This window comes from Amphritea sp. GJ51-11 (genome assembly GCF_055808735.1).
The window spans coordinates 4,498,998-4,514,041 of record NZ_CM147881.1; the positions used below are offsets into that span (position 1 = coordinate 4,498,998).

The following is a 15,044-nucleotide window of genomic DNA, read 5'->3' on the forward strand; positions in this document are numbered from 1 at the left end:
CTTATTGCTCCTGCAGCGTTCCATTATGCAGGTAGAGTCGTCGCTGACAGCGCTGCGCCAAGGAGGCATCGTGGGTGATCAAAATCAGCGTGGTATTCAGCTGGCGGTTCAGTTCAAACAGTTGCTCGATGATCTCCGTGCCGGTCTTTTCATCTAGGTTGCCGGTGGGCTCGTCAGCAAACAGCAAGCTCGGCTCGGTGGCAAAGGCGCGAGCGATAGCGACCCGTTGTTGTTCGCCGCCGGATAGTCGTGCTGGGGTGTGCTGGTGGCGGTGACTCAAGCCCACCCGGTCAAGCCAATAGCCGGCCTGTTGTGCTGGATTCGGGTGACCTTGTATCTCGAGGGCTAGCTGTACATTATCAAGGGCGCTAAGTTCTGGCAGCAACTGAAATGACTGAAACACAAAACTGATATGATTGGCACGCAGTTCGGCGCGGGAGGCTTCATCGAGCCCAGCAAGCGGTTGGCCGAGTAATTCAACGCTACCCTCACTGGGTTCATCAAGACCGGCCAGAATACTCAGCAGGGTTGATTTTCCGGCCCCGGATGGGCCAATAATCGCCACACTTTCACCCGCATCAGCGCGGATGTTGATATGATTAAAAATATTCAGTCCGCCGCGTTCATCTGGAAAGGTTTTAGCCAGTGCGGTGGCAATCAAAACAGAACGGGATTCAGGAGTCGTCATGGCATCTCTATTTGGAATCGGCTTATTACTGCTGTCTAGCTTAGCATGGAGTGGTTCAGTTTTAGTCATGGGTGACAGTCTTTCTGCGGCCTATGGCATCCCAGCAAAACAGGGTTGGGTGACGTTGCTTGAACAGCGGTTGGCACAGAGTCATCCGGACTATGAGGTGGTGAATGCGAGCATTAGCGGCGAAACCACTCACGGTGGTATTACGCGGCTACCGGCGGCATTGGATCAGTATCAACCGCAATTGGTTATCCTTGAGCTAGGGGCTAATGATGGTTTGCGAGGTGCGCCGCTTAACGTTATTGAACGTAACCTCAATCAACTCGTGAGTCAGTCTAAGGCCGCAGGTGCTTCAGTGTTGTTGTTAGAGATGCGGATTCCTCCCAATTATGGCCCCCGCTATAGCGAAGGGTTTACTGCAATATTTAATCGGGTGGCGGAGCAGCAAGGGGTGCCGTTAGTGCCGTTTTTTATGGCCTCGGTGGTGTTGCAACCCGAGCTTATGCAAGCGGATGGTTTGCATCCCACTGCTAAGGCTCAACCGGCTCTGCTTGATCAAGTGTGGCCGGCGTTACAGGATCTGCTTCCTCCGTCTCCATCTCAGCCTTAGACAGCGGGATAATAGCAACGATACGGGTGCCATGATCATGGTTTTGGCTGATCTGAAAAAAGCCGCCCAGTGCGCGGACCCGTTCACGCATGCCGATCAGGCCAAAGCCTTTTTTAAAGGCGTCTGCGGCGATATCAAAGCCGCAGCCATCATCACTGATCATCAATTCTAATCGATCACCGCGGATATCTTTACGCTGTCCCAGCGAGGTGCGGTGAATATCCAGCCAGACATTATGCGCCTGCGCGGCATATTTTATGATGTTGCTAAAGGCTTCTTGGGTCAGCCGGAATAGAGTGATGTTATACACTTCCGACATCTCATTGAGTGCGCCACTAAAATCAGTATGAAGGGTGATGCCGTGCTCTTTGAAACGATTAGATATGATGCACTCTTGGATGGCATCGACCAGCCCGAGATCATCCAGTGCTGAGGGGCGCAGGCTGCGCATCATACCGTAGGTAACATCGTAGATATTCTGCGCAATGGCGTCGATAGATTCCGCGGTTTGGTTAACTAAACTACTTTCTTCAGGGTGGATACGTTTGAGTATCTTGGCGTCGGTGCGGATGGCCGTCAGTGACTGGCCGAGTTCATCGTGGAGTTCGCGGGATAGATTACGGCGCTCAAGTTCCTGTACCGCTAGGACCTGATGGGTTAAACGGCGATTCTCGAGTAGTTGTTCGCGCAGCTCTCGGGTGCGTTTGTGTATCCGTACCTCTAATTGTTGGCGCTCATGTTGCAGAGTCTCATACACGGATGAGTGTTCAATGGCCGAGCGAACCTTCTGGCGTAGATAGGCGGTCAAAACGAAGTAAAAGGCGATTGATGCCACTAACAGCGTGAGCAGCATGCCTAAATTAATATCCATGAAGCCGAAGGGGTGAACAATACTTAATGTAAACGACTGCCCGAAGCGGTTGATGGTGCGCTCTTCTGTCAGCGTGGGTAGCCATGTTGAGATTGGTTGGTCAGAGTTGGATAGGTATTGGTCAATAATATCGCCTTGATCATTCATCAAGCTGATACTGGCATGTTCTGAAAGAAAACTGGTGGCCGGTAACATGCCATGGGTGCTGATCACAAGAGAGGCGATATACAGGTTGTTAGGTGTTGGCTCGGCATCACGCTCAAAGAACGCCAGAAATAGGCCATAGCCTTGTTTGTTATGACTGATCGGAAAGGGCGGTGACGTCACCGGCTGGTGGTATTTGCGAGCAAAACGCAGTGTTTCGGTAAACAGTGGCTCGGTGAGTAGGTCTTTGTTCAGTAGATAGCGAGTATCGGCGTTTAGTGGCTCAATAAAGGTGACCGGAAAGCGAGCATTGAAATCGCTATTGTCCTGATCGAGATGATAGTTGTTGGTACTGCTATAACTAATGTTCGACGGCAGTTTTTGTTGCTGAATCTGTAGTCGTTCTATATGTGGGTAGCGCTTGCGTATCTCGCTGGCAAAGCGTCTGATGGCATCATGATCGTTGGGACTTGCTGATACCAAGATGGTGAAGTTCTGTAGTAGGACTTCATTGATGTAGGTTTTTTCATACACCGAAGAGTAGACAAAGTGGGCATCATTGCTGAGCTTTTTTTCAGTCGGTCATAATCGGAGAGTAGACTGATACTCACCATGAGCAGGGTTAGCGATAACCAGATCGTGGTGGTAAGCGGGAAATAGCTTTTTTGCATAAGGGTGTGTGGTTCCGTGACCAGTATGATGAAGTCCGTATCATCCGCTTAGTGTAGTCTATTTCCTTTGTGAGCTAAATCAGAAGCAAAAAAAAGACACCTAACGGTGTCTTTTTTTGCATTTAAGCGATTAGCCAGCAAGGTTCTGGTTAACGAAGTCCCAGTTTACCAGTGCCCAGAAACCTTTCAGGTAATCAGGACGCACGTTACGGTAATCGATGTAGTAAGCGTGTTCCCACAGGTCAACAGTCAGTAGTGCTGTTTGACCGTTAGTCATTGGCGTACCTGCATTGCTAGTGTTAACAATTTCCAGAGAACCGTCAGCGTTTTTAACTAACCAAGTCCAGCTAGAACCGAAGTTGTTAACCGCTTTGTCATTCAGCTCTTCTTGGAATGCTGCGAAAGAACCCCATTTAGCGTTGATCGCATCGGCGATTGCACCAGTTGGCTCACCGCCGCCGTTTGGTGACAGGCAGTTCCAGTAGAATGTGTGGTTCCAGATCTGAGCAGCGTTGTTGAATACGCCGCCAGCAGGCGCTGACATGATGATCTCTTCGAGAGATTTGTTTTCGTATTCAGTACCTGGAAGCAGGCCGTTCAATTTTACAACATAAGTGTTGTGGTGTTTGCCGTGGTGGAAGTCTAGAGTTTCGGCAGAGATGTGTGGTTCCAGTGCATCTTTGGCGAATGGCAGTGCTGGCAGTTCAAAGCTCATAGTTAATTACCTTTTATAGTGTCAGGTTCAGCATAGGTTGTGAAATGGCTATATAAACCAGGGTGTTTATATAGGGTCTTGATGGGCATAATTCAAGCGCTGCTGATCCGTGGAAGCCAAATCATAGCACCCTTATTCAAGGTTTTCATCGCATTGTTAATGCCTTATTAAATAAGGGGAATTGGTGTGCTAAATGAGTGCATCAGACTAAAGTAAGCTGACAGATGTTACTGAACTGTTAGAATCAGTGCTGCATTAATAATGATAACAATAGGATGATGATAGGTTATGGGTAAAGTTTTTCTCTGGATTGCGGCGGTCTTGCTGGTAGTTTTTACCGTTAAAACCCAGTATCTGACATCAACGACCTGGGAGCCTTTTAAACAGGGTTGTATGGCTGGAGGCACGGCCACCGAGGCACAGTGCAGCTGTCTGTCAGATTATGTGCATAAGCATTTTAGTGATAATGAGGTTGAACGGATTATGCAGGGCACGATGACTGACCCAGCCATGAAATTGAAAGTTGAAGGAATTGTGCGCGTGGGCACTCGGCAGTGTAAAAATCCGTAATCGTTCGAGCCCTGCGGCGCTGTGCAGCAGGGCTAACTATTGGCGATGAACCGCTATTTCGCCATCGACCGCAGTTTATCTCTTACCATATAGAGTGCCGCAATTGCTCGGCCTTCAGAAAAATCATCCCGGCTGAAAAGTTCTTCTAGTTGCGACAAAGGCCAGTGGGTGACAGGCATCTCTTCAGGCTCATCACCTGGTAAACGACAGGGGTATAGCCCTTGAGCTAGCACCACGGTGATTTTGTGGCCCATATAGTTTGGCGCTGACGTCATCTCTTTTATGATCTCTAGCCGTTCGGCTCCGAACCCCGCTTCCTCTTTGAGTTCGCGGTTGGCGGCTTGCAGTGCATCTTCGCCGGGATCGATCAGACCTTTAGGCAGCGTCAGTAGATAATCCTCTAGACCCACCGCATACTCCTGGATCAGCAAAACGTTCTGTTGCTCATCAATGGCGGCGATCATGACCGCGCCAAGCCCTCGACTGGCGAGTCGTTCATAGGTTCTTTCAACCCCATTGGAAAAGCGTAGGTCAATCTCTTCTACTTGAAATAGACGGCTTTTGGCGGTGGCGGTTACCTTCAAAATATCCGGTTTTACAGGCATACTGGATCATTCCTCGTCATTCAGTGACAAATCTAACCCAATACTAACCTGCAGCTTTGACTTTTTATATGGATTGGAAAAATATTGATACGGTGCTGCTCGATATGGACGGCACCCTGCTAGACCTACATTTTGATACGTATTTCTGGCTTGAGCATCTTCCGGTCCGCTATGCCGAACTGCATAGTATGGATCATAACGAGGCGTTGCAGTGGTTGCATAAACGGATTATGCAGGAACAGGGCACGCTTAATTGGTATTGTCTCGATTACTGGTCAGAGGAGCTGAATGTCGATATCAAGGCGTTAAAGCATGAGATCCGCGAACGCATCGCCTTTCGGCCTCATGTGCATGATTTTCTTGCCCATCTACAAGGCGAAGGCATTCGTCGGGTGATTGTGACCAACGCTCACCGGGACAGTTTATCGCTGAAGCTGGAAGAGACCGGCTTGGATCAACTCGTTGATAGCATTATCTGTTCCCATGATTATCGCGTGCCAAAAGAGCAGCAAGCCTTTTGGCATCGACTACAAGAGGACGAGCCTTTTGATCCTGCGCGCACGTTATTGGTTGATGATAGTTTGGCGGTGCTGGCATCGGCGCAGAAGTATGGTATTGCGTATCTGCTGAGTATTATTCAGCCGGACAGTCAGCAAGCGGGACGAGAAATTACCGATTTCAGTGCAATTGAGCATTTTGATGAGTTGATGAAAGATAAATGAGTAAACAAACGCACAATCAAGCGGGCACTCAGGAGCAGAAAGTCCGACTGGATAAATGGCTGTGGGCGGCCCGTTTTTTAAAACCCGAGGCGCGGCAAAAGAAGCCGTCGAAGGGGGGAAAGTTCACTACCAAGGACAGCGAGCCAAGTGTAGCCGTAATGTTGAATTGGGGGCGAAACTGGTGATTCGTCAGGGGCTTGATGAAAAAACAGTGATTATTATGGCGATCTCAGATCAGCGCCGTGGTGCACCCGAGGCACAGCTGTTGTATCAAGAAACAGAACAGAGCATCAAACAGCGTGAAGATGGTGCAGCCCTGCGTAAAGAGATGCGCGGTAATGTGGCACCGGATCACCGGCCAAACAAAAAAAATCGGCGCAAGATTATCCAGTTTAAGGATCGCTAGATTTGGTCAGATTATGGTAATATTGACATTTTTATCGGGCCGGAAAGTCTTTCCGTCAACCCCCGTCAGTGACATATTAAAGACAGGTTTCAGGAAATATCATGAGCAGTTCTGATCAGCTTCAAAGGGTTATGTTCGAACATGCGGATGTCCGCAGTGTTTTGGCCGGTCTTGAACAAAGTTATCAACAGGCGATTGCAAAACACCAGTATCCGAAGCTGATTAATATTCTACTCGGCGAGATGATGGCGGCGGTTAGCCTGTTAAGCGCCACCCTTAAGTTCGATGGTCGTTTACTGTTGCAGGCGCAGAGTAATAATCAGGTAAAGGTGTTGATGGCGGAGTGTAATCATCAGCGCGACCTACGCGCCATCGCCCGCTTTGATGGTGAGTTGCCAGAACAGGCTGAGTTTTGCGAGTTACTTAAAGGCGGCCAGTTAGTCATTACGATTGAACCGGACCAAGGTCAGCGCTATCAAGGCGTTGTACCACTTGAAGGTGGTCGTCTGAACGATTGTTTAGAAGCTTACTTCCGGATGTCTGAGCAATTGCCAACGCAGATTCACCTTGCGGCAGATGAACAGCGTGCCGCCGGCTTCTTATTGCAGGTCATGCCGGCCAGTGGCGATCCTACGGCAGATTGGGAACATTTTAGTAGTCTTGCTGCAACGTTGAGTGATGCGGAGTTGTTGGAACTGGATAACAACACAATACTGCATCGTTTGTTCCACCAAGAAGATTGCCGTCTCTATGATCCTGATGGCTTGCAGTTTAAATGTGATTGTTCCCGTGAGCGTACCGGTGATGCATTGCGCGCCATGTCACGGGAAGAATTAGAGCAGATTGTGCAGGAAGAGGGCAGCGTTGATGTCAGCTGTCAGTTCTGTAATGAGCTATATCAGTTCGATCTGGCGGATATCGCCATGATGTTCTCAGATAGTTCGAATATAAAGGGTTCTGATCAGGTCCACTGAGCAGGTTTAAACGATGGGTTGCTGCTTTTTTGGCAACCATTTATTGTAAAGCGTGGCTGAGCAATTTTAATTTGCCGTTGGGAGATATTTTGTCGGATGGTGTTTTGAGCGCTTTTTTGACATAATACGCCTCCTTATAATAATGACCCCATTGGTTTTCCGGCAGGAATTCGCAAGATGTAGGGGCAGTCCACTTTATTCAGGTAAATTATTTTTTTGGCTAGAAGCCAAGGGAACCAAGCAATGAGCAAAGAAACCGTGAACACTGTACACGTAAATTTGAGCCCGGCTCAGCTAGTTGAAAAAGCCATTCAGCGTGGCGAGGGAGTACTCGCTGATTCAGGTGCTCTGGTTGTTGAAACCGGTAAGCGTACAGGTCGTTCTCCGATGGATCGCTATATCGTTGACGAAGCCAGTACCTCTGATGCAATCCACTGGGGTCCGATCAACCGCCCGTTTGATGCCGATAAGTTTGATGCTCTGTGGGTTCGAGTTGAAGAGTATTTAGCCGCTCGTGAGCACTTTGTTGCTAATGTTCATGTGGGTTCTGATGCTAACCATTACCTGCCGGTTTTGATGACAACTGAAACTGCTTGGCAAAATCTGTTTGGTCAAAACCTGTTTATCCGCGCAGAAGAATACAATCCGAAGTCAAAAGAAGAGTGGCAAGTTATCAATGCTGCCAACTTCGAATGTGATCCTGAGCGTGACGGCACTAACAGCGATGGCTGCGTTATTATCAACTTTGCTAAGCGCAAAGTGTTGCTGGCGGGTATGCGCTATGCTGGCGAAATGAAGAAAGCGATGTTCTCTGTACAGAACTTCCTGCTGCCTGAAAAAGATGTGCTGCCAATGCATTGTTCCGCTAATGTGGGCGAAGACGGCGACACTACCTTATTCTTCGGTCTATCTGGTACTGGTAAAACAACACTGTCTGCTGACCCAGAACGTTACCTTATTGGTGATGACGAGCACGGTTGGGGTAAAGGTGTTGTCTTTAACCTTGAAGGTGGTTGCTACGCTAAAACTATCGACCTGAGCCAGAAGAACGAACCGATTATCTGGGATGCTATCCGTTTCGGTGCGATTGTTGAGAACGTTACGCTGAACGAAAAGCGTACAGCTGATTACTCTGATACTTCTCTGACTCAAAACGGTCGTTGTGCATATCCTCTAGAGCACGTTGAAAAACGTACAGAAGAGAACAAAGGTGGCGAGCCTAAAGCGATCGTCTTCTTGACCTGTGACTTGACCGGTGTTCTGCCTCCTGTGTCTATCCTGTCTAAAGAAGCAGCGGCATACCACTTCTTGTCTGGTTACACTGCTTTGGTGGGTTCTACAGAAATGGGTTCTGGTGAAGGTATTAAATCAACCTTCTCTACTTGCTTCGGCGCACCTTTCTTCCCACGCCCTGCTAGCGAATACGCGGATCTGCTGATTAAGCGGATTGAAGAGTTCGGTAGTCAGGTATACTTGGTTAACACTGGCTGGACGGGCGGTTCTTTCGGTACTGGCTCTCGTTTCAACATTCCAACGACTCGCGGTATTATCGCAGCGATTCAGAATGGCGATCTGGTTGATGTCCAGACTGAACATCTTGACGGTATCAACCTGACTGTACCTACGACTGTACCGGGTGTTGATTCAACCTTGCTGAACCCACGTAATACTTGGGCTGATAAGGGCGCATACGACGCTACCGCCAACGACCTGATCGGTCAGTTCACTAGCAACTTTAAAAAGTTCGACGGTGTAGCTGAGACGATCATTGCGGCAGGCCCACAGGGTTAAACGTCGGGTTATAAAAAAGGCTCCTTCGGGAGCCTTTTTTGGTTTTAGAGCCTAGTACTATTTGAAACTAAGGGTATATCCCGCGTTAGCAAGGTAGCCTGCTTCTTGCTCTAGGTCCGCTTGAGTGAGTGGCTGGTGATTGAGCCAGTTGTCGGGGAAGCTCAGAGACAAGGTGTTGTCTGCTGCGGTGAGGTGGAATGCGGGTAGCCGCTCACGGCTGCGGCTGCGGTTGAGGACAAAGGCTAGTCGCAGCAAGATCGTTAGACGGCTAAAATGCTTCGCTTCACGGGGCAATAGCTGCTCAAAGGTCGATGTGGGAAATTTCCGCCGATGGCCCTGCACGATAGCCGCCAGCTGAATCTGCTGGCGCTTAGTGAAGCCGGGGAGGTCCGAATTCAACAGTAGGTAAGCACTGTGCTTATGGTATTGGCTACGGGCGATGGTGAGGCCTGTTTCACAACAGCGTGCCGCCCAGCTGAGCATATTATGATATTCATTATTGTCTAGGTTCCAGCTATCACGCACCTGTGTTAGGGCGATCAAGGCGGTCTGCTCGACTCGCATCGCCTGTGCTTGGTCGACTCGGTAACGCTGCATCATGGCATTGATGCTACGTTCTCGAACATCCTCATGGCGGAGGCGGCCTGCCATGTCGTAGAGTAAGCCCTCGCGCAACGCACCATCCGAGAAACGGATCTCCTTGATGCCTAGTGATTCAAATGCAGCGGAAAGAATCGCGATGCCGGCTGGAAATACCGCCCGGCGTTCCTCTTTTAAGCCATCGATATCAATCTCATCGACGTGGTTATAACTAAGAATTTTTTGTTTCAATTGTTGCAACGCCGATGCGCTGACTTTGTCGGTTGAATAGCCGAGATTGATACAGGCGTTGCGTACCGCTTTTATGGTACCGGATGAGCCGACGCAGTCTTCCCAGCCGAGCCGCCGGTAGGTGCGTTTAATATTGAGTAGTTCTCTGAGCGCACCAAACACCGCCAGCTGAAAGTTTTTCTCAGTGATAATGCCATCGGGGAAGTAACGGTTATTAAAGCTAACGCAGCCCATCTCTAGACTTTCCAGTTCGAGGGGATCGAAGCGTTCACCAATAATGAATTCGGTACTTCCGCCACCAATATCGATGATCAGGCGACGGCCGTTATCGGCGGCAAGGGTATGGGATACACCAAGGTAGATCAGGCGTGCCTCTTCAATCCCTGCGATCACTTCGATTGAGCAGCCCATGATTTTTTCTGCTTCGAGAATAAAGTCGTCGCTGTTAACGGCTTCCCGTAAGGCGTTGGTGCCGACGATGCGGATCTGTTGGTCCGGAATGTCCCGAACGCGCTGGGCAAAGCGTTCCATACACTCTAAGCCACGCTGAATGGCTTCAGGGCTGAGCATACGGTTTTCATCGAGACCTGCCGCAAGTTGTACCTTTTCGGATAGCAGATCAATCGGCTGGAGTTCTCCCTGAACCAGTTTAGCGACAACGATATGAAAACTGTTCGAGCCGAGGTCGATGGCTGCCAAGAGAGACGGCCCATTGGTACTGTTGGTTTCCTGATTCATAGGGATGCACTTTAAAAAAAAGATAATGGCACCATCTTAACAGATATATGTTACTGATTAGAGCGTTGGAAACTCAGATGTTGATGTCGGTATAGCGGTCAAACGCGATTTAGGCAGTATTCACAATCGTTTAATGACAGTGGTATGATCGGTAACTATTAATATTTAGTGAATCTCACTGCAGAGGCTTTTTATGAGTGAAAATATTGTTAACGTAACAGATGCTTCCTTTGAAGATGATGTATTGAAAGCTGATGGCCCTATTTTGGTTGATTACTGGGCCGAGTGGTGTGGCCCTTGTAAGATGATTGCTCCGGTACTGGAAGAGATTGCCAAAGAGTATGAAGGCAAACTGAAGGTCTGTAAGTTGAATATCGACGAAAATAACGAAACACCACCAAAATTTGGTATTCGTGGTATTCCAACCTTGATGCTGTTTAAAGACGGCAATGTCGAAGCAACTAAGGTGGGTGCACTGTCCAAATCTCAGCTAGCCGCTTTTATTGAAGATAGTATCTAAGCGATTGAGCTGGAAAAATCGTTGGGAGTGACCAGGATCATGGTTTGCTCCCTGATTTACTGGACTCTTTTTAACCAACGCATTATAGTGTCATTTCCAAACATCGGATTCTGTCCCAGAACCGTTAAAACAGCTCTGGTTTAGAACTCTAATTTCACATTATCAATTCAATCTGACCCGAATGGTTCTTTTTTGCTGTTCCGCTCAAGGCGTTGACCTGTCTTCCTACACTACATATACCTATGAATCTTACCGAACTTAAAAAGAAAAGCGTCCCCGAATTGCTAGAAATAGCTAAAGAGATGGGACTTGATAACCTGGGGCGATCCCGTAAACAAGATGTTATTTTTGCGATTCTTAAGCGTCATGCTAAGGGTGGCGAGGATATCTACGGCGATGGCGTGTTGGAAATTTTACAAGATGGCTTCGGTTTTCTGCGATCGGCAGAGGGTTCATACCTCGCCGGACCGGATGATATCTATGTTTCGCCGAGCCAGATCCGCCGCTTTAATCTGCGTACCGGTGATACCATTTCCGGTAAGATCCGTCCGCCAAAAGACAGCGAACGCTATTTTGCTCTGCTGAAGGTTGATCAGATCAACTTTGATAAGCCGGAAAATGCGAAGAACAAAATTCTATTTGAAAACCTGACGCCGCTATTTGCACAAGAACGGTTGAAAATGGAATTGGGTAACGGCAGTACCGAAGATTTGACCGCTCGTGTTATCGACCTCGTTTGCCCGATGGGTAAAGGTCAACGGGCACTGTTAGTGTCTCCGCCTAAGGCGGGTAAGACGCTGATGCTGCAGAACATTGCCAACTCTATCAAACGGAACAACCCAGAAGTTCACCTGATCGTCTTGCTGATCGATGAGCGTCCAGAGGAAGTGACCGAGATGCAGCGTACCGTTCGCGGTGAAGTGGTTGCCTCTACCTTTGATGAGCCGCCCTCACGTCACGTGCAAGTCGCCGAGATGGTACTAGAAAAAGCCAAGCGCTTGACCGAGCATAAACAGGATGTCGTCATCCTGCTCGACTCTATTACCCGTTTAGCCCGTGCCTATAACACCGTTATCCCATCGTCCGGTAAAGTACTTACCGGTGGTGTTGATGCCCATGCCCTTGAGCGTCCTAAGCGTTTTTTTGGTGCGGCGCGTAACATCGAAGAGGGTGGTAGCCTGACCATTATTGCTACCGCCTTGGTTGATACCGGTTCGAAGATGGATGAAGTTATCTTCGAAGAATTTAAAGGTACCGGTAACTCTGAAGTACATCTGGATCGTAAAGTGGCTGAGAAACGGGTTTATCCTGCGTTCAACATCCGTCGCTCAGGCACCCGCCGTGAAGATCTGTTGACCACTGAAGAAGAGTTGCAACGGATGTGGATTTTGCGCAAGTTGCTCGATCCAATGGAAGACTCTGCCGCTATCGAGTTTGTGCTCGATAAGCTGAAAGACTTCAAGACGAACGACGAATTCTTCCTCTCAATGCGTCGTTCATAATTCATATCTTTGTTATCAAAGGGTAAGCTTAGCGCTTGCCCTTTTTTATAGCTGAATATTATGTCAAACCTGAAATACAAAGACCTGCGCGATTTTATCCACAGCCTTGAACAGCAGGGTGAATTGGTACGTATTAGTACCGAAGTGGATCCTAATCTGGAAATAACAGAGATCTGTGATCGCACGCTGAAGGCTGGCGGCCCTGCGCTGCTGTTTGAAAATCCTAAAGGCTATGATTACCCCGTGTTGGCCAACTTGTTTGGTACGCCGCGGCGGGTCGCTCTTGGTATGGGACAGGAAGATGTGGCTAGTCTGCGTGAAGTGGGCAAGCTACTGGCGATGTTGAAAGAGCCAGAGCCGCCTAAAGGGATGAAAGATGCCTGGGAAAAGCTGCCGATCTTCAAGCAAGTGCTGAATATGGGACCCAAAAAGGTCCGTAATGCTGCTTGCCAGACCCACGTGATCGAAGGTGATGATGTCGATCTGGGTAAGCTTCCGGTGCAGCGTTGCTGGCCCGGAGATGCAGGTCCGCTGGTGACTTGGCCTTTGGTCATTACCCGAGGCCCGAATAAATCGCGGCAAAATTTGGGTATTTACCGTCAACAGGTTATTGGTAAGAACAAGCTGATTATGCGTTGGCTGGCGCATCGTGGCGGCGCGCTGGATTTTCGCGAATGGCAAGAGCAGCACCCGGGCGAGAATTTCCCGGTAGCGGTGGCCTTAGGCGCTGACCCCGCGACGATTTTAGGGGCGGTCACACCGGTGCCTGATAGTCTGTCAGAATATGCTTTTGCGGGTCTGTTACGCGGTGGGAAAACCGAAGTGACCCAGTGTATTGGTAGTGATCTGCAGGTGCCGGCCAGCGCTGAGTTTATTCTTGAGGGTTATATCAGCCCTGATGAAATGGCTGATGAAGGCCCCTTTGGCGATCATACCGGGTATTACAACGAGGTCGATAGCTTCCCCGTGTTTACCGTGGAACGGATTACCCACCGGCCAGATCCTATCTATCACAGTACCTATACCGGCCGTCCACCGGATGAACCTGCGGTGCTAGGCTTGGCACTTAACGAAGTCTTCGTGCCAATTTTGCAAAAGCAGTTTCCTGAAATTACCGATTTCTATTTGCCGCCGGAAGGCTGTTCCTATCGTATGGCCATTGTAACCATGAAGAAGCAGTATCCGGGTCATGCAAAGCGGGTGATGATGGGCGTTTGGTCATTCCTGCGGCAGTTTATGTACACCAAGTTTGTGATTGTCTGCGATGATGATATCAATGCCCGTGACTGGAACGATGTTATCTGGGCGATCACTACGCGGATGGATCCGATTCGGGATACTACCCTGATCGATAATACCCCTATCGACTACCTCGATTTTGCTTCACCGGTTTCCGGACTAGGTTCGAAAATGGGGATGGATGCCACCAATAAGTGGCCCGGTGAAACCACCCGCGAATGGGGTGAACCGATTGTGATGTCGGATGAAGTGAAGCAGCGGGTCGATGAGATCTGGGATCAGTTAGGCATTACTAGTGACTGAGCATTACCGTATCACGGTTAATGAGCAGTATGTGATTGATGCTGAACCGGGGCTGTCGATATTTGACAGCCTACGCCAGGCCGGTTATCGCATGCGGATCAGTTGCCGTAACGGGGTCTGTCAGATCTGTAAAACCACCCTGCTGCAGGGCCATATTGAACAACGTTATCCTGCCCTTGATGTATGTTTGCATGCCGCAGATAAGCCGGCTCAGGTTTATGCTTGTACGGCGGTGCCGCGCAGTGATATCAAGATAGAAATTGATGGGCTCTTACGCCCAGGAGAATTACACGTGAAAAAACTGGTTTGTGATATCGCCGCATTTGAACAGCTTAGCCATGATGTCTATCGGGTGCGTTTGCATCTGCCGGTGACTGGGCGTCAGGCGATTGAATTTCATGCCGGGCAGTATCTTGAAATTATTTTGCCGGATCAGCGCCGTGCTGCTTTTTCCATCGGTAGTGCGCCGGACTTTAGCAGTGATATTGAGCTGCATATTCGGCGGATACCCGAAGGTGAAATGTCGCTGGCTATCATTGAGCATCTGACCCATAACCCCAGCGTCGAAATCGAGTTGCCGAAGGGCGACTGCTATCTTGAAGCCGAGGCGTTGGCTGCGGATACGACTGTTATTTTGGCGGCGGCTAGCACCGGCTTTTCACAGATTAAGAGTATCGCAGAGCACCTGCTGGCTAACCAAGTAAGCAACCCTATCCATATTTATTGGGGGGCTCGGGCTGAGACGGATTTCTATCTACGCAAGCTGCCGTTGCAATGGGCCGCAGAGCATACCAATGTGCATGTGCATTTGGTGATTAGTGAACCGGAAAGCAGCCCCGACTGGAGCGGTCGGATGGCATTACTGCCGGAAGCCATCGTTGCCGACTTTGAGCATTTTGATAAGACTGAGATTTATACTAGCGGCTCGCCGGCGATGGTTTATGCGTTGGCTGACGCCTGTGAAGCGAAAGGGTTGCAAGATACGCAGATCCATTCGGACGTGTTTGCTTACGCACCACGTAAGTAACATCGGTCCTTAAAATAGGACTGATGAGGCGAACAACCAAGAGTAGTGAGTTCTCTGGGGTGTTTCGCCAATGAATAACGCTAGGTAATGGCCCTGATATCGTTATCGCTT

14 protein-coding genes and 1 pseudogene are annotated in these 15,044 nt (G+C 49.2%); 10 read left to right on the forward strand and 5 right to left on the reverse strand.

What is annotated here, in order from left to right:
* Position 1: 1 nt before the first annotated feature.
* Positions 2 to 688 (reverse strand): ABC transporter ATP-binding protein, encoded by a 687-nt coding sequence (locus AC0L4K_RS20320; protein ID WP_417227051.1) that lies wholly within the window; start codon positions 686 to 688, stop codon positions 2 to 4.
* On the opposite strand from AC0L4K_RS20320, the gene AC0L4K_RS20325 reads away from it, so the two are divergent.
* The gene (locus tag AC0L4K_RS20325) at positions 687 to 1,304 is read left to right on the forward strand and encodes an arylesterase (RefSeq protein ID WP_417227049.1); all 618 of its coding nucleotides are present in this window, start codon (positions 687 to 689) and stop codon (positions 1,302 to 1,304) included. The two genes, AC0L4K_RS20320 and AC0L4K_RS20325, sit on opposite strands and share 2 nt — an antisense overlap.
* Here AC0L4K_RS20325 and AC0L4K_RS20330 read toward each other — a convergent pair.
* Together AC0L4K_RS20330 and AC0L4K_RS20335 are read right to left on the reverse strand one after the other, a co-directional pair.
* Positions 1,225 to 2,853: an ATP-binding protein gene (locus AC0L4K_RS20330; protein WP_473267693.1), complete on the reverse strand. Its 1,629-nt coding sequence runs from the start codon at positions 2,851 to 2,853 to the stop codon at positions 1,225 to 1,227. The two genes, AC0L4K_RS20325 and AC0L4K_RS20330, sit on opposite strands and share 80 nt — an antisense overlap.
* Before the next feature lie 267 nt (positions 2,854 to 3,120).
* Entirely contained in the window at positions 3,121 to 3,705 is a 585-nt protein-coding gene (locus AC0L4K_RS20335; protein WP_473267694.1) for a superoxide dismutase, read from the reverse strand.
* Positions 3,706 to 3,993: 288 nt separating this feature from the next.
* Here AC0L4K_RS20335 and AC0L4K_RS20340 point away from each other — a divergent pair, with 288 nt between their 5' ends.
* Positions 3,994 to 4,275, forward strand: a complete 282-nt coding sequence (locus AC0L4K_RS20340) for a hypothetical protein (RefSeq protein ID WP_417227043.1) — start codon at positions 3,994 to 3,996, stop codon at positions 4,273 to 4,275.
* A 53-nt stretch (positions 4,276 to 4,328) separates the two neighbouring features.
* Here AC0L4K_RS20340 and nudE read toward each other — a convergent pair whose 3' ends face one another.
* On the reverse strand, positions 4,329 to 4,880 hold the full coding sequence (gene nudE, locus AC0L4K_RS20345; RefSeq protein ID WP_417227041.1) for an ADP compounds hydrolase NudE: 552 nt from the start codon (positions 4,878 to 4,880) through the stop codon (positions 4,329 to 4,331).
* A 68-nt stretch (positions 4,881 to 4,948) separates the two neighbouring features.
* Here nudE and yrfG point away from each other — a divergent pair, with 68 nt between their 5' ends.
* From yrfG to AC0L4K_RS20365, 4 genes and pseudogenes are all read left to right on the forward strand, one after another.
* Positions 4,949 to 5,602, forward strand: a complete 654-nt coding sequence (gene yrfG, locus AC0L4K_RS20350; RefSeq protein WP_417227040.1) for a GMP/IMP nucleotidase — start codon at positions 4,949 to 4,951, stop codon at positions 5,600 to 5,602.
* A pseudogene (gene hslR / locus AC0L4K_RS20355) lies at positions 5,599 to 6,008 on the forward strand (ribosome-associated heat shock protein Hsp15). The gene yrfG and the pseudogene hslR overlap by 4 nt, the downstream one beginning before the upstream one ends.
* 101 nt (positions 6,009 to 6,109) lie before the next feature.
* Positions 6,110 to 6,982, forward strand: coding sequence for an Hsp33 family molecular chaperone HslO (hslO, locus tag AC0L4K_RS20360; RefSeq protein WP_417227036.1), 873 nt, complete (start codon positions 6,110 to 6,112; stop codon positions 6,980 to 6,982).
* Between the two features lie 243 nt (positions 6,983 to 7,225).
* Positions 7,226 to 8,773, forward strand: coding sequence for a phosphoenolpyruvate carboxykinase (locus tag AC0L4K_RS20365; RefSeq protein ID WP_417227034.1), 1,548 nt, complete (start codon positions 7,226 to 7,228; stop codon positions 8,771 to 8,773).
* A 57-nt stretch (positions 8,774 to 8,830) separates the two neighbouring features.
* Here the strand turns inward: AC0L4K_RS20365 and ppx are convergent, their stop codons facing one another.
* Complete coding sequence (gene ppx / locus AC0L4K_RS20370) at positions 8,831 to 10,342, reverse strand: exopolyphosphatase (protein WP_473267695.1); 1,512 nt, start codon at positions 10,340 to 10,342, stop codon at positions 8,831 to 8,833.
* A gap of 193 nt (positions 10,343 to 10,535) precedes the next feature.
* On the opposite strand from ppx, the gene trxA reads away from it, so the two are divergent.
* From trxA to AC0L4K_RS20390, 4 genes are all read left to right on the forward strand, one after another.
* Positions 10,536 to 10,862, forward strand: coding sequence for a thioredoxin TrxA (trxA, locus tag AC0L4K_RS20375; protein WP_417227030.1), 327 nt, complete (start codon positions 10,536 to 10,538; stop codon positions 10,860 to 10,862).
* 242 nt (positions 10,863 to 11,104) lie between these two features.
* Positions 11,105 to 12,364, forward strand: coding sequence for a transcription termination factor Rho (gene rho / locus AC0L4K_RS20380; RefSeq protein ID WP_126159924.1), 1,260 nt, complete (start codon positions 11,105 to 11,107; stop codon positions 12,362 to 12,364).
* A gap of 60 nt (positions 12,365 to 12,424) precedes the next feature.
* Positions 12,425 to 13,906: a 4-hydroxy-3-polyprenylbenzoate decarboxylase gene (gene ubiD, locus AC0L4K_RS20385; protein WP_473267696.1), complete on the forward strand. Its 1,482-nt coding sequence runs from the start codon at positions 12,425 to 12,427 to the stop codon at positions 13,904 to 13,906.
* The gene (locus AC0L4K_RS20390; protein WP_473267697.1) at positions 13,899 to 14,933 is read left to right on the forward strand and encodes an FAD-binding oxidoreductase; all 1,035 of its coding nucleotides are present in this window, start codon (positions 13,899 to 13,901) and stop codon (positions 14,931 to 14,933) included. The genes ubiD and AC0L4K_RS20390 overlap by 8 nt, the downstream gene beginning before the upstream one ends.
* Positions 14,934 to 15,044: the final 111 nt, after the last annotated feature.